This is a genomic window from Mitsuaria sp. GD03876 (assembly GCF_029840635.1).
Classification (GTDB): domain Bacteria; phylum Pseudomonadota; class Gammaproteobacteria; order Burkholderiales; family Burkholderiaceae_C; genus Roseateles.
This window is the reverse complement of record NZ_JAOCCU010000025.1, coordinates 15680-40469: the sequence shown is the minus strand read 5'-3', so window position 1 is coordinate 40469 and position 24790 is coordinate 15680. Positions and strand designations below refer to the sequence as shown.

Here is a 24790-nt window from a genome sequence, read left to right as displayed (position 1 = left end):
AAGAAGGAATTGGGGATCAGAGGACCAGCGCGGGCCGCGTGGCGGAGGCCGCGCGCACGGGCGCCGGCACGCGCTCGAGCACCTGCGCGGCGCCGGCCAGCAGGCGGCGGCCGATGTCGTCGGCGACGCGGTACTCGCCGGCGGCGTCCTTGGGAATCTGCGCGTCGCTGGCGTAGACGCCGTCGATGTGCGCGCGGGCGCCGAGCGCGGACAGCACCGGCAGCAGGCCGTAGTCCAGCGCCAGCAGGTGCGCGAGGCTGCCACCGGTGGCAAGCGTCCAGACCGGCTTGCCGGCCAGGCCGTCCTGCGGCAGCAGGTCGAGGAAGACCTTCAGCAGGCCGCTGTAGGCCGCCTTGTAGATGGGGGTGGCGAGCACGACCACGCGGGCCTCGGCCACGGCGGCGAGGGCGTCCCGAATCGCGGGATCGTCGACGTCGGCATGCAGCAGCGATTGCGCCGGCAGCTCGCGCAGGCGGAGCGTGCGGGTCGACAGGCCGTGGTGATGAAGCCGCTCGGCGGCGCCGGCGAGCAGTGCGCCGGAGCGCGATCGGAGGCTGGGACTCGCTGCGATCAGCAGCACCGGCGGGGTCGTGGAGGTGGTCATGGCGGGGGGCGAGGCAGGAATCAGGACAGGCTCATTCTGCGAATCGGCCGCCCTTCCCCGAACGAAGCAGAACGTCGATGGATAGGCGCAAAACGGCTATTCGTGAGGCTCGGTGACTGCGACGGCCCCCTCCGCAAGACCGATCCGGTGCCTCATGGCTCCCTCTCCCGCACTGCGGGAGAGGGCGGGGGGTGAGGGAAAGGCCGTCGCCCTGCCCCAGCGACTGAATCAACTCAGCCGCTCCAGTTCCGCCAGGACCTGCCCCCGGAACTCGGCGACTTCGGCGCTGCCGCGGCCGCGCGGATGGATGAGCGGCACGTCGATGCGCCGCACGATCCGTCCTGGCGTCGCGCCCAGCACCAGCACGCGGTCGGCCAGCAACACCGCTTCCTCGACGTCGTGCGTGACCAGGACGAGGCTGGTGCCGTGCTTCGCGGCGACCTCGCGCACCAGATCCTGCAGCCGCATCCGCGTGAACGCGTCGAGCGCCGAGAACGGCTCGTCCAGCAGCAGCACCCGCGGCCGCGTGTACAGCGCCCGGGCGATCGCCGCGCGCTGCGCCTGGCCACCGGACAGCTGGCGCGGCAACGCGTCGCCGAGCTCGGCCAGCCCGACCTCGCGCAGCAGCGTGGCCACCCAGGCCTGGTCGTGGCCCTGGCCGAGGTCGAAGCCGACGTTCTCCGCCACCGTGAGCCAGGGGAACAGCCGCGGTTCCTGGAACACCACGCCGATCTCTCGATCCGGCCCGTGCCGGGCATGCCCACCGAGCCGCACCTCGCCGTGGAAATCGGGATCGAGCCCCGCCACGATGCGCAGCAAGGTGCTCTTGCCGCAGCCGCTCGCGCCGACCAGCCCCAGCACCTCGCCCGCCCTCAGGTCGAAGTGGACGTCCTGCAGCACCGGCGCGCGCTCGTGCTTCCCATCGCCGCGTTCGTCGCCCCGCGCGAAGCGCTTGGACCGCACCGTCACCGTCAGCAGGCTCATGCCGCGCCTCCAAAGCTGTCGCGCCAATGCAGCGCGCGTCGTTCCAGCGCGGCCATGCCGCCGTCGCTGAGCTTGCCCAGCAGCGCCAGCAGCACGATGGCCGCCAGCACCAGGTCCGCGCGCCCGGTCTCGCGGCCGTCGGTCAGCAGATAACCCAGGCCGCGACTGGCGGCGATCAACTCGGCCGCCACCATGAACATCCAGGCCAGGCTCAGCCCGTTGCGCAACCCGGTCAGCAACGCCGGCAACGCGGCTGGCAGCAGCACCCGTCGCGCCAGCGTGGCGCCACCGAGGCCGCGCAGCCGCGCCACCTCCACCAGCTTGCGGTCGACGTCGCGGAAGCCCGACGCCACGCCCATGTAGACCGGGAAGAAGGCGCCGATCGCGATCAACGCGAGCTTGGACGCCTCGTCGATGCCCAGCCACAGCAGCAGCAAGGGCACCCAGGCCAGCGACGGGATCGCCCGCAGCGCCTGGAAGCTCGGCGTCAGCAGTGCCGCCGCGGTGGCGGACAGGCCGACCAGCGCGCCGGACAGCACGGCCAGCGCCGCGCCCAGCGCGAAGCCGCCGGCCACGCGCAGCGTGCTCGCCAGCACGTGCTGCGCCAGCTGGCCATCGCGGACCATCGCCGCGAGCGCGGCGGCCACATCGCTCGGCGCCGGCAACAGGTGCGGCGCGATCCAGCCCAGGCGCACCGCCGCTTCCGCCAGCGCGAGCACCACCAGCGGCGGCAGCGCGCCAAGCAGCCACGCCGGCCATCGCCTTGCCCACGCGGCGGCGAAGGCACCGCCCGCCGCGGCCGCCGCAGCCGCCGCAGCCGCCGCAGCCGCCGACGGTCGCCGAGCCGCGCTTGCCGCATCGCGCCCGACGACGCCATCTTCTGGCGAGCCGGACGGCAGCGGCTGCTCAGGCAACACGGGCCCGAGCGAGGCGATCGCCCGCGCGATCAGGTCGGGATCGGCGCTCATCGCTCCGTCAGGCCTTGATCAGTCCGGTGGCGAAACGGGTGTCGACCAGCTCCGCGATCGTCCGATTCAGGTCGGCGCCCGGCCGCACCAGCTGCTCAGCGCTCAGGATCGGTGCCGCCGCCTGCAGCGCCTTCACATGCTCGTCCGACGGCTGCGGGTGCGAGAAGTCGCTGCGCAGCTTCACCTGCAGCAGCGCCACCGGCAGGCTGACCTTCGCCTCCTCCGACAGGATCTTCGCGGCGTCCGACGGATTCGCCAGCGTCCAGGCCCGCGCGCGCTCGTACGCCGCGATCACGCGCCGCACGATCTGCGGGTGACGGGTCAGGAACTCCTCGCGCACGTTCAGGAAGCCATAGGTGTTGAAACCGACATTGCGGTAGAGCAGCTTGGACCCCGCATCGAGCTCGCTCGCCGCCATCAGCGGATCCAGCCCCGCCCAGGCATCGACGCGCCCCTGCTCGAGCGCCACGCGACCGTCGGCGTGCTGGAGCGCGACATGCTCGATGTCGCCGCGCTTCAGGCCCACGGTGTGCAGCGCTCGCAGCAGGAACAGATAGGGATCGGTGCCCTTGGTCGCCGCGATCTTGCGGCCCTTGAGGTCCGCGAGCGACCGGATGCCCGAGTCGCCCCGCACCACCAGCGCGGTCCATTCCGGTCTGGAGAAGATGTACGGCGCGCGGATCGGATTGCCGTTCGCGCGGGCCAGCAGCGCGGCCAGGCCCGCGGTCGATCCGATGTCGATGCTGCCGGCGTTCAGGTACTCGAGCGCCCGGTTGCTGCCCGCGCTCAGCACCCAGCGCACGGGGATGCCGTCCTTGCCGAGGTCCTCCTCCAGCCAGCCGAAACGCCGCAGCACCAGGCTGGTCGGCGAGTAGTAGGCGTAGTCCAGGCGCAGCTCCTTGGGCGCGCCGCCGGACTGGGCCCGCGCGCCGCCGGCGACGACGCCCGCCGCGAGGCCGACGCCCAGCGCCAGCGCGTCACGGCGCGTCGGCAGGAGCGCTTGCGCGGCCCGCGCGTCGCGCCGTTCATGCCGTTCATGCCATTCATGCCGGTCATGCCGATCGGTCCGCTCGAACCCATCGCTCCGGACGGTCTCGCCGCTCGCGCGCGACAAGGGGCTGGTGATGTGCTTCTGCTTCGCGCTCATGCGACGGGCTCCGTCAAGGGAATGGTCAAGGTGGTGGGACCGGGCGCGGGCGGGCCGGACGAAGCGCCCAATCCGTCCGCGGCGGTCGCGGAGGCCGGCGCGGTCGCGGAGGCCGGCGCGCCCAGGCGCACCTGGCGGCCGGCATGCGTCGGCCGCAGCCGGTCGCCGTCACCGAACAGGCGCGCGCGCAGCGTCCGGGGGGCGCCGTCGTCGTCGGCGCCCTCGCCCGCTTCGGGCCGATAGCGACCGCGTCGCCGCAACGCCGGCACCACCAGGTCGACGACATCGCGGAAGGTCTCGTGCGCCAGCGCGTAGGCCAGGTTGAAGCCGTCCAGCCCGGTGGCGTCCTGCCACGCGATCAGCTGATCGGCGACCTCCGCCGGATCGCCGACGAAGACGGGGCCACGCCCGCCCAGGCCGATGAAGCGCGCGGCCTCGCCCACCGTCCAGCGCCGCGTCGGATCGGCGCTGCTGAACGACGCCAGCGCGGTGCGTCCCGCCTGCGTGTCGAGGTAGTCGATCGTCGCGTCCAGCGGATAACGGCTGAAGTCCACGCCGGTCCAGCCCGACAGCAGCACCAGCGACGCCTCGACATCGACGTGGCGCAGCAGGTCCTCGTGTTTCTCGCGCGCTTCGGCCGCGGTCGGCGCGGTGACGACCAGCGCCTGGCCGTAGATCAGCACCTCGTCGCGCGCACGGCCCTGCGCGGCGACCGCGTCGCGCAGCCCGTCGACGTAGCCCTTCACCACCGCGACGCTGGGGCCGCTGACGAAGACGCATTCGGCATGGCGGCCCGCGAAGGCGCGTCCGCGGCTCGACGTGCCAGCCTGGAACAGCACCGGCGTGCGCTGCGGCGACGGCTCGCTCAGGTGGATGCCGGGCACGCGGTAGTGCTCGCCGCGATGGCCGATCGCATGGACCTTCGCCGGATCGGCGAACACGCGGCCCGCCTTGTCGCGCAGCACCGCGCCGTCCTCCCAGCTCAGCTCCCACAGCTTGTAGACGACGTCCAGGTACTCGTCGGCCAGGTCGTAGCGCTCGTCGTGCCCGCGCTGCGACTCGTGGCCGAGGTTGCGCGCCGCGCTGTCGAGGTAGCCGGTGACGATGTTCCAGCCCAGGCGCCCGCGGGTCAGGTGGTCCAGCGTCGAGAGCCGCCGCGCGAAGCTGTACGGCGGCTCGTAGGTCAGCGCCGCCGTGACGCCGAAGCCCAGGTGCTTCGTCACCGCCGCCATCAGCGGCACCAGCGCCAGCGGGTCGTTCAGCGGCACCTGCACCGCGTGGCGCAGCGCCGCGTCGGGCGTGCCGCCGTGGACGTCGTAGACGCCCAGCACGTCGGCCAGGAACACGCTGTCGAAGCCGCCGCGCTCCAGCAGCCGCGCCAGATCGATCCAGTAGTCGGGGTCGGTATAGCGGTGCGACTCGTCACGCGGATGCGTCCACAGCCCCGGGGACTGGTGACCGACCGTGTTCATCGCGAAGGCGTTGAAGCGCACCGGTTTCGGCGCCCGCTGCGGACCGGCGCTCATTGCAGGAAGGCCGGCCGCGCGTAGCCGGGGAACTTCTGGTCCAGCACCGTCTTGAACTCCGGCGCGCGGAAGGCCTCGGCGATCGCGCGCGTCCAGGGCTGTTCCTTGTCCTGGCGCTTGACCGCGACGACCAGCAGGTAGTGGTCGGGCGTCTTCTCCAGCACCAGCGCGTCGGTCAGCTTCAACCCGCTGGAGATCGCGAAGTTGCCGTTGACGATCGCGTACTCCGCGTCGTCGAGCGTGCGCGGGATCTGCGCGGCCTCGATCGGCTGCAGCTTCAGGTTGAGCGGGTTGGCCGCGATGTCCTTCTCGGTGACGCGGATCGGGTCGGCGCCGGGCTTGAGCGTCAGCAGCTTCTGGTCGGCCAGCAGCGCCAGGCCATGCGCGAGGTTGGCCGGATCGTTGGCCAGCGTGATGCGGTCGCCGGGCTTGACCTCCGCCAGGCTCTTGCGCTTCTTCGAATAGATGCCGAACGGCGCCATCGGCCCCTGCACCACGTCCACCAGGTCGAGCTTGCGGTCCTCGCGGAAGCGGTTGAGGTAGATGATGTGCTGGAAGAAGTTGGCGTCCAGCGCGCCCTGCGCCAGCGCGATGTTGGGCTGCACGTAGTCGTTGAACTCGACCAGCTTGACCTTGTAGCCGCGCTTCTCCAGCAGCGGCTTGATGCCCAGGCGCAGCACCTCGATGTTGGAGCCGGCGGTGGCGCCGATCGTGAGTTCCTTCTTGTCCTGCGCCTGGACGGCGGGCGCGGACAGCGCGGAGGCGGCGAGCGCGAGGGCCAGCAGCGTGCGACGGGCAACGGTCATCGGGAGTGTTCCTTGGAGGGAGAGGAAGAAGGACAGGGAGAGGGAGAGGGGGGAAAAGGGGAAGCTCAGCGCTTGTCGAGCCGCCGCGCGACGCGGTGCCCGGCGAACTGGATCAGCTGCACCAGCGCGACGAGGATCGCGACGGTGAACACCATCACGTCGGTCTGGAAGCGGTAGTAGCCGTAGCGGATCGCGAGGTCGCCGATGCCGCCGCCCCCGACCACGCCGGCCACCGCCGAGTACGACAGGAAGCTGATGGCCAGCACCGTCAGCGCGCCGACCAGGCCGGCGCGCGCCTCGCGCACCAGCACGCGCAGCACGATCTGCGACTGCGACGCGCCCATCGCCTGCGCCGCCTCGATGACGCCGCGCGGCACCTCGCGCAGGCATTGCTCGACCAGCCGCGCGAAGTACGGGATCGCCGCGAAGGACAGCGGCACCGCCGCGGCCAGCGGGCCGATGGAGGTGCCGGCGATCACGCGCGTGACCGGCACCAGCGCGACCAGCAGGATGATGAACGGGAAGCTGCGCACGGTGTTCACCACCGCGTTGATCAGCCGATGCGCGATGGCCGCGCCGCGATGGCCCGACAGCGACTGGCCCGGGCTCAGCAGGAACAGCAGCACGCCCAGCGGGCCGCCCAGCAGCACCGCCGCGCCCAGCCCGATCGCCAGCATCAGCGCGGTCTGCCCGAGCGCGACGCCGATCTCCGGCAGCAACTCGACGAGGTTCTCAAGCATGGCGGACCTCCCGGCGTCCGATCGAGGCGATGACCGCCGAGGTCGCGGCGGCCGAGGCCTCCAGCGCGGCCAGGCTCGCCTCGCGCCGTTGCAGCCGGGCCAGCTCCAGGCCGAGCGGCGAGCGCGCCTGGCGCGACGCGTCGGCCACGTCGAACTGCTCGACCAGCGCGCCGTCGGCCAGGACCGCCGCGCGCCGGCACAGCGCCTGCACGACGTCCAGCTCATGCGTGACAATCACGATCGTGACGCCGAGCCGCGCGTTGATGTCGGCCAGCGTCGCGAGCAGCTCGCGGGTGGTCTCGGCGTCGAGCGCGGAGGTCGGCTCGTCGCACAGCAGCACGTCGGGCTGCGGCGCCAGCGCCCGCGCGATCGCCACGCGCTGCTTCTGGCCGCCGCTGAGTTGCGCCGGGTAGTGGTCGGCCTTGTCGGCCAGCCCGACCAGCGCCAGGCAGTCGGCGACCCGCGCGGCGATCTCGCGCCGCGAGCGGCCCGGATGAAGCCGCAGCGGGAAGGCGACGTTCTCCGCCGCGGTGGCGTTCTGCAGCAGGTTGAACTGCTGGAAGATCATCCCGAGGCCCTGGCGCGCGCGGCGCAGTTCGGCCGGGCCGAGCGCGGTCAGGTCGCGGCCCGCCAGCTCGACGCGGCCCGCGTCGGGGCGCTCCAGCAGGTTGATCAGCCGCAGCAGCGTGGACTTGCCCGCGCCGCTCTTGCCGATCAGGCCGAGGATCTCGCCCGCGTGCACGGACAGGCTGAGTTCGCGCACCGCGTCGAAGCGCCGGCCGTCGGGCAGCGCGAAGGACTTGGACACGCCGTCGAGGCGGATCAAGGGATCGCTCATCGGTGCCTCCGCGCTCAGGAGTAGGCCGTCGGATCAGGGATCCGGCCGTCGAGCTGGAAGCGCCCGATGTCGCGCAGCTTGTAGTCGACCGGGTCATGCAGCGTGTGCACCCGCGCGTTGCGCCAGAAGCGGTCCAGGCCGAACTCGGCCGAGGTGCTGCGCGCGCCGGTCAGCTCGAACAGCTGGCTGCTGACCTCGACGCCGGCGCGGTGCGCCAGCACCTTGGCCTCGGCGCCGGCCACCGCGACCTCGCCGCGTTCGCGCGCCGTCAGCGCCTCGCCGCGATCGAGCGCGCGGCGCAGCTGCTCGACCGCGTCGGCCGCCACCGCCTGCGCGGCGCGCACCTTCAGCCGCAGGTCGCCATAGCGGTGCTGCACCAGCGGATCGTCGACCGCGCGCTCGACGCCCGAGGCGAACCACGGCCGGCCGCGCGTCGCGGTGTAGCGGCGCGCCTCGTCGAACGCGCCCTCGGCGATGCCCAGGTACAGATGGGTCATGATCAGTTGCGCGATCTGCGAGCGCAGCGTCGCGCGCGGCGTCGGCGCCTGGCCGGGCACCTGCAGCAGTTCGTCGTCGTCCAGCCGCACCGCGTCGAAGCGCACGGTGCCGCTGTCGGTCTGGCGCTGGCCGAAGGCGTCCCAGTCCTGCTCCACGCGCACGCCGTCGCGGCGCGTGGGCACGATGCCGATCAGGAAACCGCCGTCCGGCGTCGTCGCCGACACCGTCAGCCGGTCCGAGCCGAGCGCGCCCGAGCAGAAGCTCTTCACGCCCGCCAGGCGCCAGCCGGCGCCGTCGCGCGTCGCGCCCAGCCGGGTGTCGGCCGGGTTCAGCGCGTTGCCCCAGAACAGGCGCTGCTCGGCGGTCTCGCGCAGGTGGCGCGCGCCATGGGCCGTCGCGGCCGGCCCGCCGTACAACGACACGCCGTAGAGCTGGAGGTGGTGGAAGGCCAGCACATGGGCGAGCGCGCTGTCGACGCGGGCCAGCCGCCGCACGACCTCGTAGAACTCGGAAAGACCGCCGCCCAGCCCGCCGTGGGCCGCGGGGATCGTCAGCGCCAGCAGGCCGCTGGCGCGGATCAGCTCGCGCTGCTCGGCGGCATGGCCGCCCTCGCGGTCGCGGCGCACCGCGGTGGCGGCGAGTTGTTCCACCACGTGGTCCAGCCCCGGGCCCAGGACCTGGGACAAGGACGGCGGCGAGTGGAGATCGGGGGAAGCGTCGTCGGGACGCAGCAGCGCGGAAGCGGTCATCGGGAAGACAGGACTCGAGCGCCCGGAAGCGCGATGGCGCCGAGTGTTCCCGTCCGCCCGCGCGGATCGAAGCGAGATATTCGTCTGTGCTTATGCGGCCGACGCCGCAGTGGCCGCGGTGGCCGCGGCGGGCGGGCGTGCCGCCGTCAGCCTTCCTTCAACCAGGTCGTCGCGTTCTTGGCCGCCTGCGCGTTGCTCTGGATGCCGACCTCATGCGTGAGCCCGCGCAGCACCCGCGCGCATTGCTCGACGTGGCGCTTGTCGGGATGCCACGGTCCCACCGCGCTCCCGCCGCTCTGCAGGTTCGCGTTCTTGGTGTAGACGACGCGCCACAGCGTCTGTTTGAGGTCCGCGGCATTCATGCGGCCGGATTGTTCCGAGCCGCCCCCGGACCGCGCGAGAGGCCGTTGCCGCCAGCCCGCGTGGTGCATCGCCCTACATCGGCGCGCCGCGTGCGGAACTGCCGCCCCGGGCTTGCCCCAGGGCAGTGCGCGGCACCGCCCTGTTAATCTGCCATTCATGAACCTGCTGCTCGCCGAAGACGACGCGATCCTGGCCGACGCCCTGTGCGAACAGATGCGCGCCAGCGGCTTCACCGTGGAGCACGCGCCCAACGGCGCCGTCGCGCAGTACCTGCTCGCGAAGCAGCAATTCGAGGTGGTCGTGCTCGACCTCGGGCTGCCGATGGTGGGCGGGCTCGAGGTGCTGCGGCAGCTGCGCCAGACCGATGCCTCGCTGCCGGTGCTCATCCTGACGGCGCTGGACAGCCTGGAGGACCGCGTCGCCGGCCTCAACGCGGGCGCCGACGACTACCTGACCAAGCCCTTCGACTTCCCCGAGTTGGAAGCCCGGCTGCGCGCGCTGCTGCGCCGCAGCCGCGCCTCCAAGGCCAGCACCGAGCTGGGCCAGCTCAGCATGCAGCGCGAGACCCGCAGCGCGCAGGTCCGCGGCGAGATGCTGGAGCTCAGCCCGCGCGAGTTCGACCTGCTCGACCTGCTGCTCACCCACCAGGGCCGCGTGATCACGAAGGAGCAGATCAACCAGGCCTGGTCGGGCGACCGCTCCGGCGCCGGCATCGCCGACGGCGGCGCCGCGACCAACGCGGTGGAGGTCTACATCCACCGCCTGCGCCGCAAGCTCGAGGGCGCGCAGGTGGCGATCCGCACGGTGCGCGGCCTGGGCTACCTGCTGGAGCTGGAGCGGGCCTGAGGCCCGGCGCCTCGCGTCCGCGCGCGCCCCGCTCCCCACCCGCCCTCGCCTGACCCGCTCCGCCTGAACCGACCGCCATGGGCCCGTCCCGCTTCTCGCTCAAGCGCCAGCTGCTGCTGTGGCTGCTGCTGCCGCAGGTCGTGCTGTGGCTGGCCGGCGCGGTCTTCAGCTACCGGCTCGCCGGCCGCTACGCCAACGAGGCGGTCGACGCCGCGCTGCTGCAGGCCACGCGCTCGCTGGCGCGCCAGGTCAAGCCGATGGGCAACGGGCTGCTGATCGACTTCCCCCGCGCCGCGCAGGCGGTGCTCGAGGCCGACCCGAGCGACAAGCTGCTCTACACCGTCAGCTCGCCGCCGGGCCAGTTCATCCTGGGCAACCAGAACCTGCCCAGCCCGCCCGCGATGCCGGCCAGCCCGCCGCTGGGCCAGGCGCAGTTCTACGACGGCGAGGTCGACGCCGGCGACGGCCATGCGCCCTCGCCGGTGCGCGTGGCCGCGCTGTACCTGCAGTTCGGCGAGAACCCCAAGGCGCAGCAGACGATGGTGGTGCAGGTCGCGCGCTCCAGCGCCAACCGCGAACTGCTCGCCCGCCGGCTGCTGATCGACACGATGCTGCCGCTGTCGCTGCTGATCGTGCTGATGAGCATGATCGTGTGGGCCGGCGTCGGCGCGGGGCTGGCGCCGATCACGCGGCTGCGCCGGCTGGTCGAGGGCCGCAAGCCCAACGACCTGCGGCCGATCGAGCTGGACGCCGCGCCGCAGGAACTGCGCTCGCTGGCGCAGGCGATCAACGACCTGCTCGAGGCGGTGCGCCACAACGTGCAGGGCCAGCGCCGCTTCATCAGCGACGCCGCGCACCAGCTGCGCACGCCGCTGGCCGGGCTCAAGAGCCAGAGCGAGCTGGCGCTGGCCGAGGCGCCGCCCGGCCCGCTGACGATGCGCCTGGCCCGCGTGCACGAGAGCGCCACCCGCAGCGCCCACCTGGTCAACCAGCTGCTGGCGCTGGCGCGCACCGAGCCCGAGTCCGTCACGCGCCAGACGCCGGTGCGGGTGGACCTGGGACGGCTGGCCCGCGAGGTCACCGCCGAACTGGTGCCACGCGCGCTGCAGCAGAACGTCGACCTCGGCTACGACGGGCCGGACGGCGATCCCGACTGCGCCTCCGCGTCGCAGCTGGAGGAGCGTTCCGCCGGACGGGACGAACGAGTCGGTGACGGCGGCGCCGACGCGCGCGAGGGCGACAACGAGGGCGACGGCGATGGCGACGAAGACCCGGAGCGCCCGGTCGAGATCGTCGGCATCCCGCTGCTGCTGCGCGAGGCGCTGGTCAACCTGGTCGACAACGCGTTGCGCTACGCGGGCCGCGGCGCCCGCGTAACCGTGCAGGTGCACGGCGCGCGCGACCATGCCGAGCTGGTCGTCACCGACAACGGCCCCGGCATCCCGCCGGACCTGCGCGAGCAGGTCTTCGAACGCTTCTTCCGCGCCACCCACGAGGGCAACGGGTGCGGACTGGGCCTGGCGATCGTCAAGGAGATCGTCGAGCGCCACGGCGGCCGCATCGCGCTGGCCGCCGCCCAGCCGCGCGGCCTGCGCGTCTCGATCCAGCTGCCGCTGGCGACAGCCTGAAGCCGCCCTCGGACCCGTGCGGCCCGCCGGCCTCGTCCGGCCCGGCACGGCCGCGTGCCCTGGCCGGCCGCGCTGGCGCTCTCCGCCCTTCCCGTCCCCGTCTCCGCGACCTGGCGCACCAAGCCCGGGACAGCCGCGCGCCTGTCGCCCGGAAAGCCGCTTCGTGCGCACCACGGCGGTAGTGGTAAGCACCAATATAGTTTCATTAATGGATTATTAAAGTTCAGCCCGCATGCAAGAAAGATAAACGTCCGATTAACGGCGGCACGCCAGGAGCGCCGTTGAGCGGATCACCACCGGAGACTGAACATGACCCGCACCTCGCGCCTCGGCGCAACGTTCTCGACGGCCGCCGGCCTGCTGCTGGCCGCCGGATCCGCCCAGGCCGTCGACTTCACCGGCTACTTCCGCGCCGGCCCCGGCGGCACCACCGACGGCGGCGTCAGCCGCGCCTGCTACGCCCTCCAAGGCGGCACCAGCGGCATGAAGTACCGCCTCGGCAACGAGTGCGACATCTACGGCGAGTTCCAGCTCGCGCAGGGCTTCAAGAAGGACGGCATCGACTACAAGGTCGTGCTGATGACGGACTACTGGAACCCGCATTCCGACGCGGACGACGCCAAGCACATGCGCCTGGCGCAGATGTACGCCGAGGCCAAGGGCTTCGACATCGCCCCCGAGGCCACCATCTGGGCCGGCAAGGAACGCGGCCGCCGCGGCGACGTCCACATCGTCGACACCTACTTCACCGAGATGGCCGGCATCGGCGCCGGCTTCAAGGGCCTGAACGTCGGCCCGGGCAAGCTCGGCGTCGCGTACTACACCAACGACAAGGACAACAACCAGCGTCCGGCCCACCGCGGCAACGTCGAGTACGTCGACATCAACTCCAACCCCGACGGCACGCTGGCGTTCTTCGGCACCGTCACCAAGTCGCAGTTCGCGGGCGGCACCAACGGCTGGGGCCTGACCGCCAAGCATGTGCAGAACAAGCTGTTCGGCTCCGCCTTCAACAACGTGCTGTGGCTGCAGTACGCGCAGGGCTCGGCCGGGCTGAACTCCAACTTTGGCAACCAGACCGACACGTCGGCGGCCAAGAAGTTCCGCGTCGTCGAATCGGTCAACTTCCAGCAAGGCGCCTGGGGCGGCATGGGCATGCTGCTGTGGGCGAACGAGAAGGACAACGCCGGCAAGGCCACGGTGTCCACCTCGGTGGGCGGTCGCGTGTCCTACGCGGTCACCCGCAACTTCAAGCTGCTCACCGAGGCCGGCGTCTCGCAGTACAAGCCCGATGGCGGTCAGCGCACCCGCCTGACCAAGGTGACCTTCGCGCCGACGCTGTCCACCGGCCCGGCCCTGATGGACCGACCCGAGTTCCGCCTTTACGTCACCCACGCCAAGTGGAACCGTGCCGCCGGCAACGTCACCGGCGAGGCCGGCTACGACGGCCAGACCTCCGGCACCAGCTTCGGCGCCCAGGTCGAGGTCTGGTTCTGACGCCTCGCGGATGCGCGCCGACGGGGCGCTTCCCGCCCCGTCTCGTCCGACATCCCATGACAACATTCGCTCCAACTTCCCGACGACACGGAGACAACGGAATGATCCAGCTCAAGCAACTTTCCCAGGCCGCGGCGCTGTGCGCGCTGATGGCGGCCGGCGCGGCGCACGCCGGCGAGGTCGAGGTCCTGCACTGGTGGACCAGCGGCGGCGAGGCCAAGGCCGCCACCGCGCTCAAGGCCACGCTGCAGAAGCAGGGCCACACCTGGAAGGACTTCGCGGTGGCCGGCGGCGGCGGCGATTCCGCGATGACGGTGCTGAAGTCGCGCGTGGTCTCGGGCAACGCCCCGGCCGCGGCCCAGATCAAGGGCCCGTCGCTGCAGGAATGGGCCGCCGAGGGCGTGCTGACCAACGTCGACGCCGTCGCCAAGGCCGGCAAGTGGGACGAGGTGATCCCGCCGGTGGTGGCCAGCATCATGAAGTACCAGGGCCACTACATCGCCGCGCCGGTCAACGTGCACCGCGTCAACTGGCTGTGGGTCAACCCCGAGGCGCTGAAGAAGGCCGGCGCCAAGCTGCCCACGACCTGGGACGAGTTCTTCGTCACCGCCGAGGCGCTGAAGAAGGCCGGCATCATCCCGGTCGCGCACGGCGGCCAGAACTGGCAGGACTTCACCACCTTCGAATCGGTCGCGCTGGGCGTGGGCGGCACGGACTTCTACAAGAAGGCGCTGGTGCAGCTCGACCCCGCCACGCTGACCGGCCCGCAGATGCAGAAGGTGCTCGAGACCTTCAAGCGCATCAAGGACTACACCGACAAGAACGCCGCCGGCCGTGACTGGAACCTGGCCACCGCGATGGTGATCAAGGGCGAGGCCGGCATGCAGCTGATGGGCGACTGGGCCAAGGGCGAGTTCGTCGCCGCCGGCAAGACGCCGGGCAAGGACTTCCTGTGCGTGGCAGCCCCCGGCACGCAGAAGGCGTTCACCTTCAACATCGACTCGTTCGCGCTGTTCAAGCTCAAGAACGCCGCCAACGAGAAGGCGCAGCAGGACCTGGCCACCGCGATCATGTCGCCGGAGTTCCAGGAGCTGTTCAACCTGAACAAGGGCTCGATCCCGGTGCGCACCGGCATGAAGATGGACAAGTTCGACGACTGCGCCAAGCAGTCGGCCGCGGACTTCGCCGCCGACGCCAAGACCGGCACGCTGGTGCCGTCGATCGCGCACGGCATGGCCGTCCCGGCCGCGGCCGAGGGCGCGATGAAGGACGTCGTCAGCCAGTTCTGGAACAGCGACAAGATGACGGCCAAGGAAGCGCAGACGCGCCTGGCCGCCGCTGCCAAGACGAAGTAAGCGGCCCCGGGGACGGGCCCGCGCGGTCCCGTCCCCCGTCCCGCGCCGTCACCGCCTCGCCCCGTCCCGTAGTTCCCCGACGCGCCGCCCCCGGCGCCTCACCGCAGGCCCGCTCCGCATGTCCGCTTCCCGCGCCCCGCGCAGTCCCTGGCTTCCCAAGCTGGTGGTCGCGCCGACCTTCCTGGTCTCGTTCCTCTTCATCTATGGCCTGATGGCCTGGAACGGCTACCTCTCGCTGTCCGCGTCGCGGCTGCTTCCCAACTACGAGTTCGTCGGCCTGGCGCAGTACCGCGCGCTGTTCGACAGCGAGCGCTGGTGGCTGGCCCTGACCAACCTGGGCATCTTCGGCGCGCTGTTCATCGGCGGCGCGATGGCCGTGGGCCTGCTGCTGGCGATCCTGCTGGACCAGAAGATCCGCGGCGAAGGCGTGCTGCGCACGGTGTACCTGTACCCGATGGCGCTGTCGTTCATCGTCACCGGCACGGCCTGGAAGTGGATCCTCAACCCGGGCCTCGGGATCGAGCACCTGATGCAGCAATGGGGCTTCGAGGGCTTCACCTTCGGCTGGCTGGTCGACCCGGACATGGCGATCTACTGCATCGTCATCGCCGGCGTGTGGCAGTCGGCGGGCTTCGTGATGGCGCTGTTCCTGGCGGGACTGCGCGGCATCGACGACTCGATCATCAAGGCCGCGCAGGTCGACGGCGCGTCGCTGCCGCGGATCTACTGGCGCATCATCATCCCGACGCTGCGCCCGGTGTTCTTCTCGACGCTGATGGTCGTGGCGCACATCGCGATCAAGAGCTTCGACCTGGTGATGGCGCTGACCGCGGGCGGCCCCGGCTACGCGACCGACCTGCCGGCGACCTTCATGTACACGATGGCGTTCTCGCGCGGCCAGATCGGCCTGGGCGCCGCCAGCGCCACGGTGATGCTGGCCACGATCGCCGCCATCGTCGTCCCCTACCTCTATTCCGAGCTCCGCTCGAAGCGATGAGCGCGAGGTCCGCGACATGAGTTCCCTTTCCTCTCCTTCCCGGGCCCGGAGCCTGACCGCGCAGCGCGTGCTGCTGTGGGCGGTGCTGCTGGTCTTCGCCTTCTTCTTCCTGCTGCCGCTGTACGTGATGGTCAGCACCTCGCTCAAGGGCATGGACGAGGTGCGCAACGGCACGCTGCTGTCCGTGCCGATGAGCCCCTCGCTGGACGCCTGGTCCAAGGCCTGGACCAGCGCCTGCACCGGCACCGACTGCGGCGGGCTGAAGCCCTTCTTCATGAACTCGGTGCTGATGGTCGTGCCGGCGGTGCTGATCTCCACGGCGCTGGGCGCGATCAACGGCTACGTGCTGACCAAGTGGCGCTTCCGCGGCAGCGAGCTGCTGTTCGGGCTGCTGCTGTTCGGCGTGTTCATGCCGATGCAGGTCGTGCTGCTGCCGATGAGCCAGGTGCTGGGCACGCTGGGCATCGCCAGCTCGGTGTGGGGCCTGATCCTGGTCCACATCCTGGCCGGCATGCCGTCCACGACGCTGTTCTTCCGCAACTACTACGCCGGGCTGCCCGACGAGCTGATCAAGGCGGCGACGCTGGACGGCGCGTCGTTCTGGCAGATCTTCTGGCGCATCGTGGTGCCGCTGTCCACGCCGATCCTCGTGGTGACGCTGATCTGGCAGTTCACCTCGATCTGGAACGACTTCCTGTACGGGGTGGTGTTCTCCGGGGCCGACAGCAAGCCGATCACGGTCGGGCTGAACAACCTGGCCAACACGTCCAGCTCGGTCAAGGAATACAACGTGGACATGGCGGCCGCGCTGATCGCGGCGCTGCCGACGCTGGTGGTCTACGTGGTCGCCGGCAAGTATTTCGTGCGCGGGCTCACCGCCGGCGCCGTCAAGGGTTAAGAGGAGTCACACGCATGGGCGCGCTCACCATTTCTCAAGTCCGCAAGAGCTACGGCGCGGCGGACATCCTCAAGGGCATCGACCTGTCGATCGAGGCCGGCGAGTTCCTGATCCTGGTCGGCCCGTCGGGCTGCGGCAAGTCCACGCTGCTGGCGATGATCGCCGGGCTGGAGCACCCGACCTCAGGCGCCATCCACATCGGCGACCGCGACGTCACCTACCTGCCGAGCAAGGACCGCGACATCGCGATGGTGTTCCAGAGCTACGCGCTCTACCCCAACATGAACGTCGCGCAGAACATCGCCTTCGGGCTGGAGATGCGCAAGGTGCCCAAGGCCCAGCGCGAGGCGACGGTCCAGCGCGTGGCCAAGATGCTGCAGATCGACCACCTGCTCGACCGCAAGCCCGGCCAGCTCTCCGGCGGCCAGCGCCAGCGCGTGGCGATGGGGCGCGCGCTGGCGCGCGATCCCAAGCTGTTCCTGTTCGACGAGCCGCTGTCCAACCTCGACGCCAAGCTGCGCATCGAGATGCGGGCCGAGATCAAGCTGCTGCACCAGCGCACGAAGACCACCACCGTCTACGTCACCCACGACCAGGTCGAGGCGATGACGCTGGGCGACCGGATCGCGGTGATGCGCGACGGGCTGGTGCAGCAGTTCGGCACGCCCGAGGAGATCTACACGCGCCCCGCCAACCGCTTCGTGGCCGAGTTCATCGGCTCGCCGACGATGAACTTCGTCAGCGCCACGCGCAGCGCCGACGGGCTGAGCGCGCAAGGCGTCGCGCTGCCGGTCAACGCCGCGCAGCAGTCGACGCTGCCGGGCGACGGCGTGCTCTACGGCCTGCGGCCCGAGCACATCCGGCTGGGCGACGACGGCGTGCCGGGCAAGCTCAAGATGATCGAGCCGACCGGCCCGGAAACCTACCTGCTGGTGGACACGTCGATCGGCCCGGTCACGGCGCGCGTGGCGGGCAATCCGCACCTCAACGTCGGTGACCCGGTCCGGCTGCAATGGGCGGCGGAGTCCGCCCACCTGTTCGACGCGAAGGACGAGCGCCGCCTGGCGTGAGGCCGTCGTCCGGCCGGAGCGGCCCGCCCGGGCGCATCCGCAGCCAGACCGTCTGCGCGGCGAGCACGGCGGCCAGGGCCAGCGCGATCCAGGCCGAGCCGCGCGCGCCGCTCATCGGCGACGCGTCCTGCTTCAGGTAGACGCCGACCAGCCCCCACACCGCCGCGCCGGCGTATCCCAGCGCCGCCGCGCCGGTGCCCGGCGCGTGCAGCCGGGCGTTGGCCACCAGCAGCAGCAAGGCCGCGAGCGCCCACAGCACCAGCGTCCAGGGCAACTGGTCGACAGTCGGCAGCAGCTGCTGCGCGACCACGACCTGCGCGGTGTTCAGGAACGCCGCCAGCGACAGCCATCCAGCATGCAGCGCCAGCGGCAGCACCGCCAGCCAGGACTGCGCCCCGCGCGGCACCGCGCGCGCCAGCAGCATCAGCGCCCACAGCAGGCAGGCCAGCGACAGCCAGATGATCGCCAGCGCCAGCCAGAACCACTGCTGCGAGAACACGATCATCCAGCTGGCCGTCAACGCGAAGCCGGCGACGACCAGCCAGTGGCAGCGATGGGAATCGCGATGGCCCTCGCGGTCCGGCACCGGGCGCTGGCCGCGCAGCAGCCAGGCCGCGAAGACCAGGTCGAGCAGGAAGATCACGCCCCAGATCGAGAAGGCGTAGCCGTCGGCGACCAGCAGCGTGGGGAAGCGGTCCGAGATCGTGCCGTTGTCGGGGCCGAAGGTGCCGCGCTGGGACAGCCAGGCCACCAGGGGCATGGCCAGCGCGCTGAGGATGACGAGGACTTGGAGCATGACCCGGGCCGGCAATTCACATGCCCCCTTCTACGCCGGCGCGGGTGCGTGGTTCACTGTTTTTGCATACAGCTATGATCCCGCCCCATGCCCGCCGATGCCCTTGCCGACGCCCCTGATGCCGTGGACGCCGCCGACGTCCTCGCCGATCTCAACCCCGAGCAGCGCTCGGCGGTCGAGCACGGCCGGGGCCCGCTGCTGGTCATCGCCGGCGCGGGCTCGGGCAAGACCAAGACGCTCGCGGCCCGGGTCGCCCATCTCATCCAGTCCGGCGCCGACCCGCAGCGCCTGCTGCTGCTGACCTTCTCCCGCCGCGCCGCCGGCGAGATGGAACGCCGCGCCGGCCGGGTGCTGCACCGCGCGCTCGGCCTCAGGACCACGCAGGCGCCGCCCCGCTTCCCCTGGTCGGGCACCTTCCACAGCGTCGGCGCGCGGCTGCTGCGCGAATATGCCCATCGCATCGGACTGGCGCCCAACTTCACCATCCTCGACCGCGCCGATGCCGAGGACCTGATGGGCCTGCAGCGCCAGGCGCTCGGCCTGGCGGAAACGACCGAGCGCTTTCCGCTGAAGGCGACCTGCCTGACGATCTATTCGCGGGTCGTCAACAGCGAGGCGCGCCTGGACCAGGTGCTGCAGGACCACTTCCCCTGGTGCTTCCCGGCGCACGACGCGCTCAAGCGGCTGTTCAAGGCCTACGTCGAGGACAAGCAGCGCCAGCAGCTGCTCGACTACGACGACCTGCTGCTCTACTGGGCCGAGCTGATGAGCGACGACGCCCTGGCCGCCGAGCTCGGCGAGCGCTTCCAGCACGTGCTCGTCGACGAGTACCAGGACACCAACCGGCTGCAGGCGACGATCCTGAGACGGCTCAAGCCGCGCGGCGACCGGCTGACCGTGGTGGGCGACGACGCGCAGGCGATCTATTCCTTCCGCGCGGCGGAGGTGCGCAACATCCTCGAGTTCCCGGCGCAGTTCGAGCCGCCCGCGCGGGTGATCGCGCTGGAGCGCAACTACCGCTCGACGCAACCGATCCTGGACGCGTCGAACGCGGTGATCGCGATGGCGCGCGAGCGCCACGACAAGCGCCTGTGGACCGACAAGATGTCCAGCGAGCGGCCGCAGCTGGTGACCGTCGACGACGAGGCGCGCCAGGCGCGGTGGGTCGCGGACAAGGTGCTGGAGCGCCGCGAGCAGGGCCTGAAGCTCAAGCGCCAGGCGGTGCTGTTCCGGACCTCGAGCCACGGCGCGCCGCTGGAGCTGGAACTGACGCGGCGCAACATCCCGTTCGTGAAGTTCGGCGGGCTGAAATTCCTGGAGAGCACGCATGTGAAGGACGTGCTCAGCGTGCTGCGCTGGGCGGAGAACCCGCGCGGGCGCCTGTCCGGCTTCCGGGTGGCGCAGCTGCTGCCGGGTTTCGGTCCGGCGAGCGCGCGCCGCCTGCTCGACGCGATGGCGCCGGCGGCCGATCCGCTCCAGGCGCTGCGCGCGTTCGAGCCGCCGCGCGCGGCCGCCGCGTCCTGGGCCGTGTTGCGGGACCTGCTGCTGCGGCTGATCGCCGCCTCCGAGTGGCCGATGGACCTGGAGGACGTGGTCGCGTGGTACGCGCCGCACCTGGAGCGGCTGCATGACGACGCGCCGGTGCGGCTGGCCGACCTGGAGCAGGTGGCGCGGATCGCGCAGGGCTACGGCTCGCGGGAGCGTTTCCTGACGGAGCTGACGCTGGACCCGCCGGAGGCGAGCAGCGACGAATCCGGCGTCCCCCTGAAGGACGAGGACTACCTGATCCTGTCGACGATCCATTCGGCCAAGGGGCAGGAGTGGAACGCGGTGTACCTGCTGAACTGCGTGGACGGCTGCATGCCGTCGGACCTGAGCACGGGGGCGCAGGCGCAGATCGAGGAGGAGCGGCGGCTGCTGTACGTGGCGATGACGCGGGCGAAAGATCACCTGGCGGTGATGGTGCCGCAGCGCTTCTACGTGACGCAGCAGACGCGGCACGGCGACCGCCACCTGTACGCGAGCGTGTCGCGGTTCCTGCCCGGAAAGGTGGTGCGCCATTTCGACAAGGTGGGACCGGCCAACCAGGCGCAGGCGCCGTTGCCGGAACTGGCGAGGCCGGCGTTGGACGTGGCGGCGAAGCTGCGCAAGGCCTGGGACTGAGATCCCCCGCCGCAGCCTGCGCAATCCCTCATCGGTGCCCCCCCGCCGCGTTCGTCGCACGACTGCAACTCGGTGGCCGACGGCTCGCCGCGGCGCTCCTAGCATGGGCGCATGCAGTTGCTCCTCGCCGCCACCGCGGCTGCCGCCCTCGCGGCGGCCTGCCCGCCGAGCCTGATCCCCGTCTGGATCCAGGACCTCAACACGCTCGCGGGTCTGATCAGCTTCGCGATCACGGTCGGCGTGTGGTGGCAGGTGAGGAACGTGCGGTTGGCATTTCGCTCGAAAGCGCGCCTGCCGATGCTCGCCATCGAGCTGGGCATCGCTCGCGAGTCGCTGGACAAGGCATTGAGGAGCACGCCCGTCTCCCTCCTTGAACTGCACAAGATCCTGGGCCAAGCGGCCGCGCTCCTGGCCTCCGCCAAGGGCCTGGGGCCGTTGGACTCGAGCGTGCATATCCGGGAGGCCATGGGAGCCGTACAGCGCGCACGGGACCGACTGACCCGGTCACTTCCCTATGACGCTGGCGCGCTCAGCGCTGCCCTCGGAGCGCTCAAGGCCGCGGAGACCGGCCTCGAGCAGAGTTCTCAAGATTTGGAATGGAAGTGAACATGTATCCAGATGACATGACGCAGGCTTTCATCGATACGCTTCGGCGCCCCACGCGGATCGGGTCCGTCGATTGGCGCATCGCCGAGCCGGCGGACGCGGTGCCTGTCGCCCCGCCACCATTGCGCTTTGAAGCGACGCACAAGGGCGTCCGGATCACGCTCTATCGCGAACGGGCGACCGCTCTGCCGCGAGGGCGCGTTGGCGGTGACGACGAGGAGTCGTATGTCCTTGCCATCCAGGATGTCCACGGCCTCGAGGTCTGGCGCGCCGAACGAGTGCCCCATGAAGTCAGGTCGCTGTATCGCCTGGTGCGAGAACGGCTGACCAACATCGACGACACGCTGACGCGCCTCATCGACCCCGAAACCCTGGCGTCTTACGTTTCCGCGAGGGAAGCAAGGGTTCAAGACCTGCTCGATGGCGACGGACTGCTGGGCTGGCTGCGCCGCCAACGACGCGCCATGAGGGATCGGCTCTTCGCGCCCAGGCACGCGTAACGCACGTTACGGCAACCCCGCATGTCCGGCCGGCGCGAAGAAACTAAACTCCGCTGCAGTCAAAACATGACCCTGCCCGGCGGCCCCGCGCCGCCGCACCGACTGCCGTGACGATCCGCGACACCGTTTTCCGCACCCTCGCCCACACCAACTGGCGCCTCGCGCTGCCCGCGCTGGCCCTGACCTGCGGCAGCCTGATCGTGCAGGCCGCCAGCGAGGACCCCGAGGTCGTCGTCCCCACCGCCTCGCCGACCACCGCCGCGATCAGCCCGTCCGGCGTCGTGACGCCCGCGCCGCCGGCCGCGTCCGTGCCCGCCCCGGCGGCGTCGTTCCCGCCGGTGGCCCAGTCGCCGACCGCGATCCCGCCGCTGCCCGTGCCCGCGCCGTCCGAGACCCCGCTGATGAAGCTGCCGGTCAACGCGCGCCACATGCTGGTCATCGACGACACCGGCCGCGTGCTGATGGCCAAGGACGCCGACGCGGTCGTGCCGATCGCGTCGCTGACCAAGCTGATGACGGCGATGGTGGTGCTCGACGCCAGGCAGGACATGCGCGAGGAGATCCGCATCGACGACGCCGACGTGGACCGCCTCAAGCACAGCCGCTCGCGCGTGCGGGTCGGCGCGACGATGAGCCGCGAAGCGGCGCTGGAGCTGGCGCTGATCTCGTCCGAGAACCGCGCCGCCTCGGCGCTGGCCCGCCACTTCCCGGGCGGCCTGCCGGCCTACGAGGCCGCGGTGGCCGCCAAGATCCGCGCGCTGGGCCTGGCCCACACCGCGCTGGCCGATCCGACCGGCCTGTCGCCCAACAACACCTCGACCGCCGCCGAGGTCGCCCGCATCGCCGCGGCGGCCGCGCGTTATCCGGCGATCGCCCGCATCAGCAGCGACAAGTCCAGCGAGGTCGAGGTCAACGGCCGGCCGCGCGAGCTGCGCAACACCAACCACCTGGTCGGCGCCAAGGGCTGGGACATCCGCCTGTCCAAGACCGGCTACACCGAGGAAGCCGGCCGCTGCCTGGCGATGCGGATGAAGAGCGGCGGCCAGACGATCACCGTCGTGCTGCTGGACGCCGACGGCTCGGCGCAGCGCCTGCGCGACGCCGCGGCGATCCGCAAGTCGCTGGCGAAGCTGACCTGACGCGCTGAATGCGGGCGGACCGCCGTCGCGGTCGATCGCCCTTCCCCCGGCCCCGGGCCGGTGACACGAGGAGTTCCCGATGAACCGCCGTCACTGGCTCGGCGCCGCGAGCGCCTGCGCCGCCGCATGGCCGCTTGCCGGCCGCGCCCAATCGACCGATCCGGCGGATGCCGCCGCTCGCGCGGCGCCCCTGCCCTTCGCGGCCCCGCCGCGCCCCGCCCGGATGCGGGTCTCGGCCGACCGCATCGTCGACATCACCGTCTGCACCCGCCCGTTCCGCGCGCAAGGCCCGCGCATCGAGGCGCAGCGGCTGCATGGCAAGACGGTCATCCACCACTACGGCCACGGCGGCGCGGGCTGGTCGCTGTCCTGGGGCTCGGCGACGCTCGGCGCGCTGCCGTTGATCCGCGCGACCGGCGCCCGGCGCATCGCCGTGATCGGCTGCGGCGCCATCGGCCTCACGACGGCGCGCGTCGCGCAGCGCGCCGGCCTGAAGGTCCGCATCTACTGTCGCGAGCGGCCGCCGGAAGTGGCCTCGACCTTCGCCACCGGCATGTGGTCGCCGGAATCGCGCATCGTCACGGCCGATCACGCCACGCCCGCGTTCAACGCGATGTGGGAAGGCATGGCGCGCCACAGTTTCCGCGCCTGGCAGGACCTGCTGGGGTTGACCGGCTCGCCGGTCGAATGGCGCGACGGCTACGTGCTGTCGGACACGCCGTTCGACCAGCCCTTGCCCTACGCCAATGCACACGGCAGTTCGACGGAGCCGGACTATCCCGACCTGCTCGATCGCATCCCCGACCTGCATCCGCGCTCCAGGGCGCTGGCCCCGTCGGAACATCCGTTCCCGGTCCCGCACGCCCGCCGCTTCACGCAGATGACCTTCAACATCCGGCCCTACCAACGGCTGCTGCTGGAGGACTTCTTCCGCGAGGGCGGCGAGATCGTCACCCGCGATTTCGCCCACGCCCGTGAACTGGCCGCGCTGCCGGAACGCACGATCGTCAACTGCACCGGCTACGGCGCGAGGGCGCTGTTCGGCGACGACTCGCTGATCCCGGTGCGCGGCCAGATCGCGCGATTGGTGCCGCAGCCGGAGGTCGACTACATGGTGGCCTGGCGCGGCCACAACCTGATGGTGGTGCCGCGCCGCGACGGCCTGCTGGTGCAGGCACAGGGGGAGCACGACTTCAACAACCCCGACCGCGGCATCGACCGGGCGATGAGCGAGGCCGCGGTGGCCCGTCTCGCCACGCTGTTCGAATGACCCTGTTCCCGTCGTGTTCCCGCGGGTGAGCACGCGCCGTCGAATCCATTGAGGCTGGTCAAACACCCGATGAATTCAGCAGCCGTGCAACGCCATGCATGTCGGGGGACTCCTAGCATTCGCGGCTCCCCTCAACGCATGTCCAGGAGTCGACGCATGCAGCCTCACGCTTCACAGACCACGATCCTTCCGCCGCTGTCGCACGCGCAGCCCGATCTCACCGTGCTCATGTATCGGATCGACCAGAACGCCTCCGAAACGCATCGGCTCCGCCAGGAAATGCAGGAAGGCTTCGGACTGATCCGAGAAGACATCCAAGCCATCCGCAAGGACCAGGAAGCGTTCAGGAAAGAGCTCAACGACCAACGTCTGGAGTTCAAGCAGGCGCTTGCCGACAACCGACTCGAGTTCAAGCAGGCCCTTGCCGACTGTCGCCTCGAGTTCAAGACCGAACTGCAGAACCTGCGCGCCGAATCGCTGGCCGCGATGGAGGCGCATCGCGTCGCGGCCCGGCAGGACTTCGACGCCATGATCGAACGCACGAAGGGTGACATGAAGGAACTCGTCGCGTCCGTGGTGGCGACCGTCGACGACCGCATCAAGGCCAGCGGCCAGGCCTCGGACCTGCGGATGCTCAAGTGGTGCGCCGGCTCGGCGGCGGGTTCCTCCGCCGCGACCGGTGGCCTCGCGTACATCGTCTCGAAACTGATGCCGTGAGCCGGCCGGCGAGGAGCCCCGCGCACGCGTGTTCCTCCTTCATCGCCGGTAGGCGCCGTCCTACCCGTCCCATGATCCGCCGGAG

24 protein-coding genes are annotated in these 24790 nt (G+C 71.1%); 13 read left to right on the top strand and 11 right to left on the bottom strand.

Translation table 11 applies throughout. The annotated features are described in order from the left end of the window. Nucleotides 1-16 precede the first annotated feature (16 nt). From ssuE to N5D62_RS16560, 10 genes are all read right to left on the bottom strand, one after another. On the bottom strand, nt 17-604 hold the full coding sequence (gene ssuE / locus N5D62_RS16605) for an NADPH-dependent FMN reductase (protein WP_279758966.1): 588 nt from the start codon (nt 602-604) through the stop codon (nt 17-19). Nucleotides 605-832: 228 nt separating this feature from the next. Beyond that, the gene (locus tag N5D62_RS16600; RefSeq protein ID WP_279758965.1) at nt 833-1588 is read right to left on the bottom strand and encodes an ABC transporter ATP-binding protein; all 756 of its coding nucleotides are present in this window, start codon (nt 1586-1588) and stop codon (nt 833-835) included. Then, on the bottom strand, nt 1585-2556 hold the full coding sequence (locus N5D62_RS16595; RefSeq protein WP_279758964.1) for an ABC transporter permease: 972 nt from the start codon (nt 2554-2556) through the stop codon (nt 1585-1587). Before N5D62_RS16595 ends, N5D62_RS16600 begins: the two co-directional genes overlap by 4 nt. Before the next feature lie 7 nt (nt 2557-2563). Next, a complete protein-coding gene (locus N5D62_RS16590) occupies nt 2564-3703 on the bottom strand; it encodes an aliphatic sulfonate ABC transporter substrate-binding protein (RefSeq protein ID WP_279758963.1) in 1140 nt (379 codons plus the stop codon). Beyond that, the gene (locus N5D62_RS16585; protein WP_279758962.1) at nt 3700-5229 is read right to left on the bottom strand and encodes an LLM class flavin-dependent oxidoreductase; all 1530 of its coding nucleotides are present in this window, start codon (nt 5227-5229) and stop codon (nt 3700-3702) included. Before N5D62_RS16585 ends, N5D62_RS16590 begins: the two co-directional genes overlap by 4 nt. Further along, nucleotides 5226-6035, bottom strand: a complete 810-nt coding sequence (locus N5D62_RS16580) for a MetQ/NlpA family ABC transporter substrate-binding protein (protein WP_279758961.1) — start codon at nt 6033-6035, stop codon at nt 5226-5228. The genes N5D62_RS16585 and N5D62_RS16580 overlap by 4 nt, the downstream gene beginning before the upstream one ends. Nucleotides 6036-6100: 65 nt before the next feature. Beyond that, nucleotides 6101-6775: an ABC transporter permease gene (locus N5D62_RS16575; RefSeq protein ID WP_279758960.1), complete on the bottom strand. Its 675-nt coding sequence runs from the start codon at nt 6773-6775 to the stop codon at nt 6101-6103. Further along, nucleotides 6768-7613, bottom strand: coding sequence for a methionine ABC transporter ATP-binding protein (locus N5D62_RS16570; protein ID WP_279758959.1), 846 nt, complete (start codon nt 7611-7613; stop codon nt 6768-6770). Before N5D62_RS16570 ends, N5D62_RS16575 begins: the two co-directional genes overlap by 8 nt. A 14-nt stretch (nt 7614-7627) precedes the next feature. Then, nucleotides 7628-8860 carry an acyl-CoA dehydrogenase family protein gene (locus N5D62_RS16565; RefSeq protein WP_279758958.1) on the bottom strand — a complete coding sequence of 411 codons (1233 nt, stop codon included), beginning with the start codon at nt 8858-8860 and terminating at the stop codon, nt 7628-7630. 146 nt (nt 8861-9006) lie between these two features. Next, the gene (locus N5D62_RS16560; RefSeq protein ID WP_279758957.1) at nt 9007-9222 is read right to left on the bottom strand and encodes a hypothetical protein; all 216 of its coding nucleotides are present in this window, start codon (nt 9220-9222) and stop codon (nt 9007-9009) included. Between the two features lie 157 nt (nt 9223-9379). Between N5D62_RS16560 and N5D62_RS16555 the strand changes: the two genes are divergently transcribed. The 7 genes from N5D62_RS16555 (at nt 9380) to N5D62_RS16525 (ending at nt 17514) form a co-directional block, all read left to right on the top strand. Beyond that, nucleotides 9380-10069, top strand: coding sequence for a response regulator transcription factor (locus tag N5D62_RS16555; RefSeq protein ID WP_279758956.1), 690 nt, complete (start codon nt 9380-9382; stop codon nt 10067-10069). A gap of 77 nt (nt 10070-10146) precedes the next feature. Then, nucleotides 10147-11697 carry a sensor histidine kinase gene (locus N5D62_RS16550; protein WP_279758955.1) on the top strand — a complete coding sequence of 517 codons (1551 nt, stop codon included), beginning with the start codon at nt 10147-10149 and terminating at the stop codon, nt 11695-11697. A gap of 309 nt (nt 11698-12006) precedes the next feature. After that, complete coding sequence (locus N5D62_RS16545) at nt 12007-13194, top strand: carbohydrate porin (RefSeq protein WP_279758954.1); 1188 nt, start codon at nt 12007-12009, stop codon at nt 13192-13194. Nucleotides 13195-13343: 149 nt separating this feature from the next. Then, nucleotides 13344-14549: an ABC transporter substrate-binding protein gene (locus tag N5D62_RS16540; protein ID WP_279759007.1), complete on the top strand. Its 1206-nt coding sequence runs from the start codon at nt 13344-13346 to the stop codon at nt 14547-14549. Nucleotides 14550-14667: 118 nt separating this feature from the next. Then, nucleotides 14668-15546 (top strand): sugar ABC transporter permease, encoded by an 879-nt coding sequence (locus tag N5D62_RS16535; RefSeq protein WP_279758953.1) that lies wholly within the window; start codon nt 14668-14670, stop codon nt 15544-15546. A 16-nt stretch (nt 15547-15562) separates the two neighbouring features. After that, nucleotides 15563-16444: a carbohydrate ABC transporter permease gene (locus N5D62_RS16530; RefSeq protein ID WP_279758952.1), complete on the top strand. Its 882-nt coding sequence runs from the start codon at nt 15563-15565 to the stop codon at nt 16442-16444. Between the two features lie 14 nt (nt 16445-16458). Continuing rightward, the gene (locus N5D62_RS16525; protein ID WP_279758951.1) at nt 16459-17514 is read left to right on the top strand and encodes an ABC transporter ATP-binding protein; all 1056 of its coding nucleotides are present in this window, start codon (nt 16459-16461) and stop codon (nt 17512-17514) included. Here N5D62_RS16525 and N5D62_RS16520 read toward each other — a convergent pair. Next, on the bottom strand, nt 17429-18310 hold the full coding sequence (locus N5D62_RS16520) for a hypothetical protein (protein ID WP_279758950.1): 882 nt from the start codon (nt 18308-18310) through the stop codon (nt 17429-17431). The two genes, N5D62_RS16525 and N5D62_RS16520, sit on opposite strands and share 86 nt — an antisense overlap. 87 nt (nt 18311-18397) lie before the next feature. Here N5D62_RS16520 and N5D62_RS16515 point away from each other — a divergent pair, with 87 nt between their 5' ends. From N5D62_RS16515 to N5D62_RS16490, 6 genes are all read left to right on the top strand, one after another. Continuing rightward, nucleotides 18398-20473, top strand: coding sequence for an ATP-dependent helicase (locus tag N5D62_RS16515; RefSeq protein ID WP_279758949.1), 2076 nt, complete (start codon nt 18398-18400; stop codon nt 20471-20473). A 111-nt stretch (nt 20474-20584) separates the two neighbouring features. Continuing rightward, a complete protein-coding gene (locus tag N5D62_RS16510; RefSeq protein WP_279758948.1) occupies nt 20585-21079 on the top strand; it encodes a hypothetical protein in 495 nt (164 codons plus the stop codon). Next, nucleotides 21070-21579 carry a hypothetical protein gene (locus N5D62_RS16505; protein ID WP_279758947.1) on the top strand — a complete coding sequence of 170 codons (510 nt, stop codon included), beginning with the start codon at nt 21070-21072 and terminating at the stop codon, nt 21577-21579. Before N5D62_RS16510 ends, N5D62_RS16505 begins: the two co-directional genes overlap by 10 nt. Before the next feature lie 107 nt (nt 21580-21686). After that, nucleotides 21687-22718, top strand: coding sequence for a serine hydrolase (locus N5D62_RS16500; RefSeq protein WP_279758946.1), 1032 nt, complete (start codon nt 21687-21689; stop codon nt 22716-22718). A 79-nt stretch (nt 22719-22797) separates the two neighbouring features. Then, entirely contained in the window at nt 22798-23988 is a 1191-nt protein-coding gene (locus N5D62_RS16495) for an FAD-dependent oxidoreductase (protein ID WP_279758945.1), read from the top strand. Between the two features lie 156 nt (nt 23989-24144). Further along, the gene (locus N5D62_RS16490) at nt 24145-24705 is read left to right on the top strand and encodes a hypothetical protein (protein ID WP_279758944.1); all 561 of its coding nucleotides are present in this window, start codon (nt 24145-24147) and stop codon (nt 24703-24705) included. Nucleotides 24706-24790: the final 85 nt, after the last annotated feature.

Coding starts and splice junctions, on each gene's coding strand:
- ssuE (WP_279758966.1), bottom strand. CDS start 604: ATGACCACCTCCACGACCCCGCCGGTGCTGCTGATCGCAGCGAGTCCC.
- N5D62_RS16600 (WP_279758965.1), bottom strand. CDS start 1,588: ATGAGCCTGCTGACGGTGACGGTGCGGTCCAAGCGCTTCGCGCGGGGC.
- N5D62_RS16595 (WP_279758964.1), bottom strand. CDS start 2,556: ATGAGCGCCGATCCCGACCTGATCGCGCGGGCGATCGCCTCGCTCGGG.
- N5D62_RS16590 (WP_279758963.1), bottom strand. CDS start 3,703: ATGAGCGCGAAGCAGAAGCACATCACCAGCCCCTTGTCGCGCGCGAGC.
- N5D62_RS16585 (WP_279758962.1), bottom strand. CDS start 5,229: ATGAGCGCCGGTCCGCAGCGGGCGCCGAAACCGGTGCGCTTCAACGCC.
- N5D62_RS16580 (WP_279758961.1), bottom strand. CDS start 6,035: ATGACCGTTGCCCGTCGCACGCTGCTGGCCCTCGCGCTCGCCGCCTCC.
- N5D62_RS16575 (WP_279758960.1), bottom strand. CDS start 6,775: ATGCTTGAGAACCTCGTCGAGTTGCTGCCGGAGATCGGCGTCGCGCTC.
- N5D62_RS16570 (WP_279758959.1), bottom strand. CDS start 7,613: ATGAGCGATCCCTTGATCCGCCTCGACGGCGTGTCCAAGTCCTTCGCG.
- N5D62_RS16565 (WP_279758958.1), bottom strand. CDS start 8,860: ATGACCGCTTCCGCGCTGCTGCGTCCCGACGACGCTTCCCCCGATCTC.
- N5D62_RS16560 (WP_279758957.1), bottom strand. CDS start 9,222: ATGAATGCCGCGGACCTCAAACAGACGCTGTGGCGCGTCGTCTACACC.
- N5D62_RS16555 (WP_279758956.1), top strand. CDS start 9,380: ATGAACCTGCTGCTCGCCGAAGACGACGCGATCCTGGCCGACGCCCTG.
- N5D62_RS16550 (WP_279758955.1), top strand. CDS start 10,147: ATGGGCCCGTCCCGCTTCTCGCTCAAGCGCCAGCTGCTGCTGTGGCTG.
- N5D62_RS16545 (WP_279758954.1), top strand. CDS start 12,007: ATGACCCGCACCTCGCGCCTCGGCGCAACGTTCTCGACGGCCGCCGGC.
- N5D62_RS16540 (WP_279759007.1), top strand. CDS start 13,344: ATGGCGGCCGGCGCGGCGCACGCCGGCGAGGTCGAGGTCCTGCACTGG.
- N5D62_RS16535 (WP_279758953.1), top strand. CDS start 14,668: ATGTCCGCTTCCCGCGCCCCGCGCAGTCCCTGGCTTCCCAAGCTGGTG.
- N5D62_RS16530 (WP_279758952.1), top strand. CDS start 15,563: ATGAGTTCCCTTTCCTCTCCTTCCCGGGCCCGGAGCCTGACCGCGCAG.
- N5D62_RS16525 (WP_279758951.1), top strand. CDS start 16,459: ATGGGCGCGCTCACCATTTCTCAAGTCCGCAAGAGCTACGGCGCGGCG.
- N5D62_RS16520 (WP_279758950.1), bottom strand. CDS start 18,310: ATGCTCCAAGTCCTCGTCATCCTCAGCGCGCTGGCCATGCCCCTGGTG.
- N5D62_RS16515 (WP_279758949.1), top strand. CDS start 18,398: ATGCCCGCCGATGCCCTTGCCGACGCCCCTGATGCCGTGGACGCCGCC.
- N5D62_RS16510 (WP_279758948.1), top strand. CDS start 20,585: ATGCAGTTGCTCCTCGCCGCCACCGCGGCTGCCGCCCTCGCGGCGGCC.
- N5D62_RS16505 (WP_279758947.1), top strand. CDS start 21,070: ATGGAAGTGAACATGTATCCAGATGACATGACGCAGGCTTTCATCGAT.
- N5D62_RS16495 (WP_279758945.1), top strand. CDS start 22,798: ATGAACCGCCGTCACTGGCTCGGCGCCGCGAGCGCCTGCGCCGCCGCA.
- N5D62_RS16490 (WP_279758944.1), top strand. CDS start 24,145: ATGCAGCCTCACGCTTCACAGACCACGATCCTTCCGCCGCTGTCGCAC.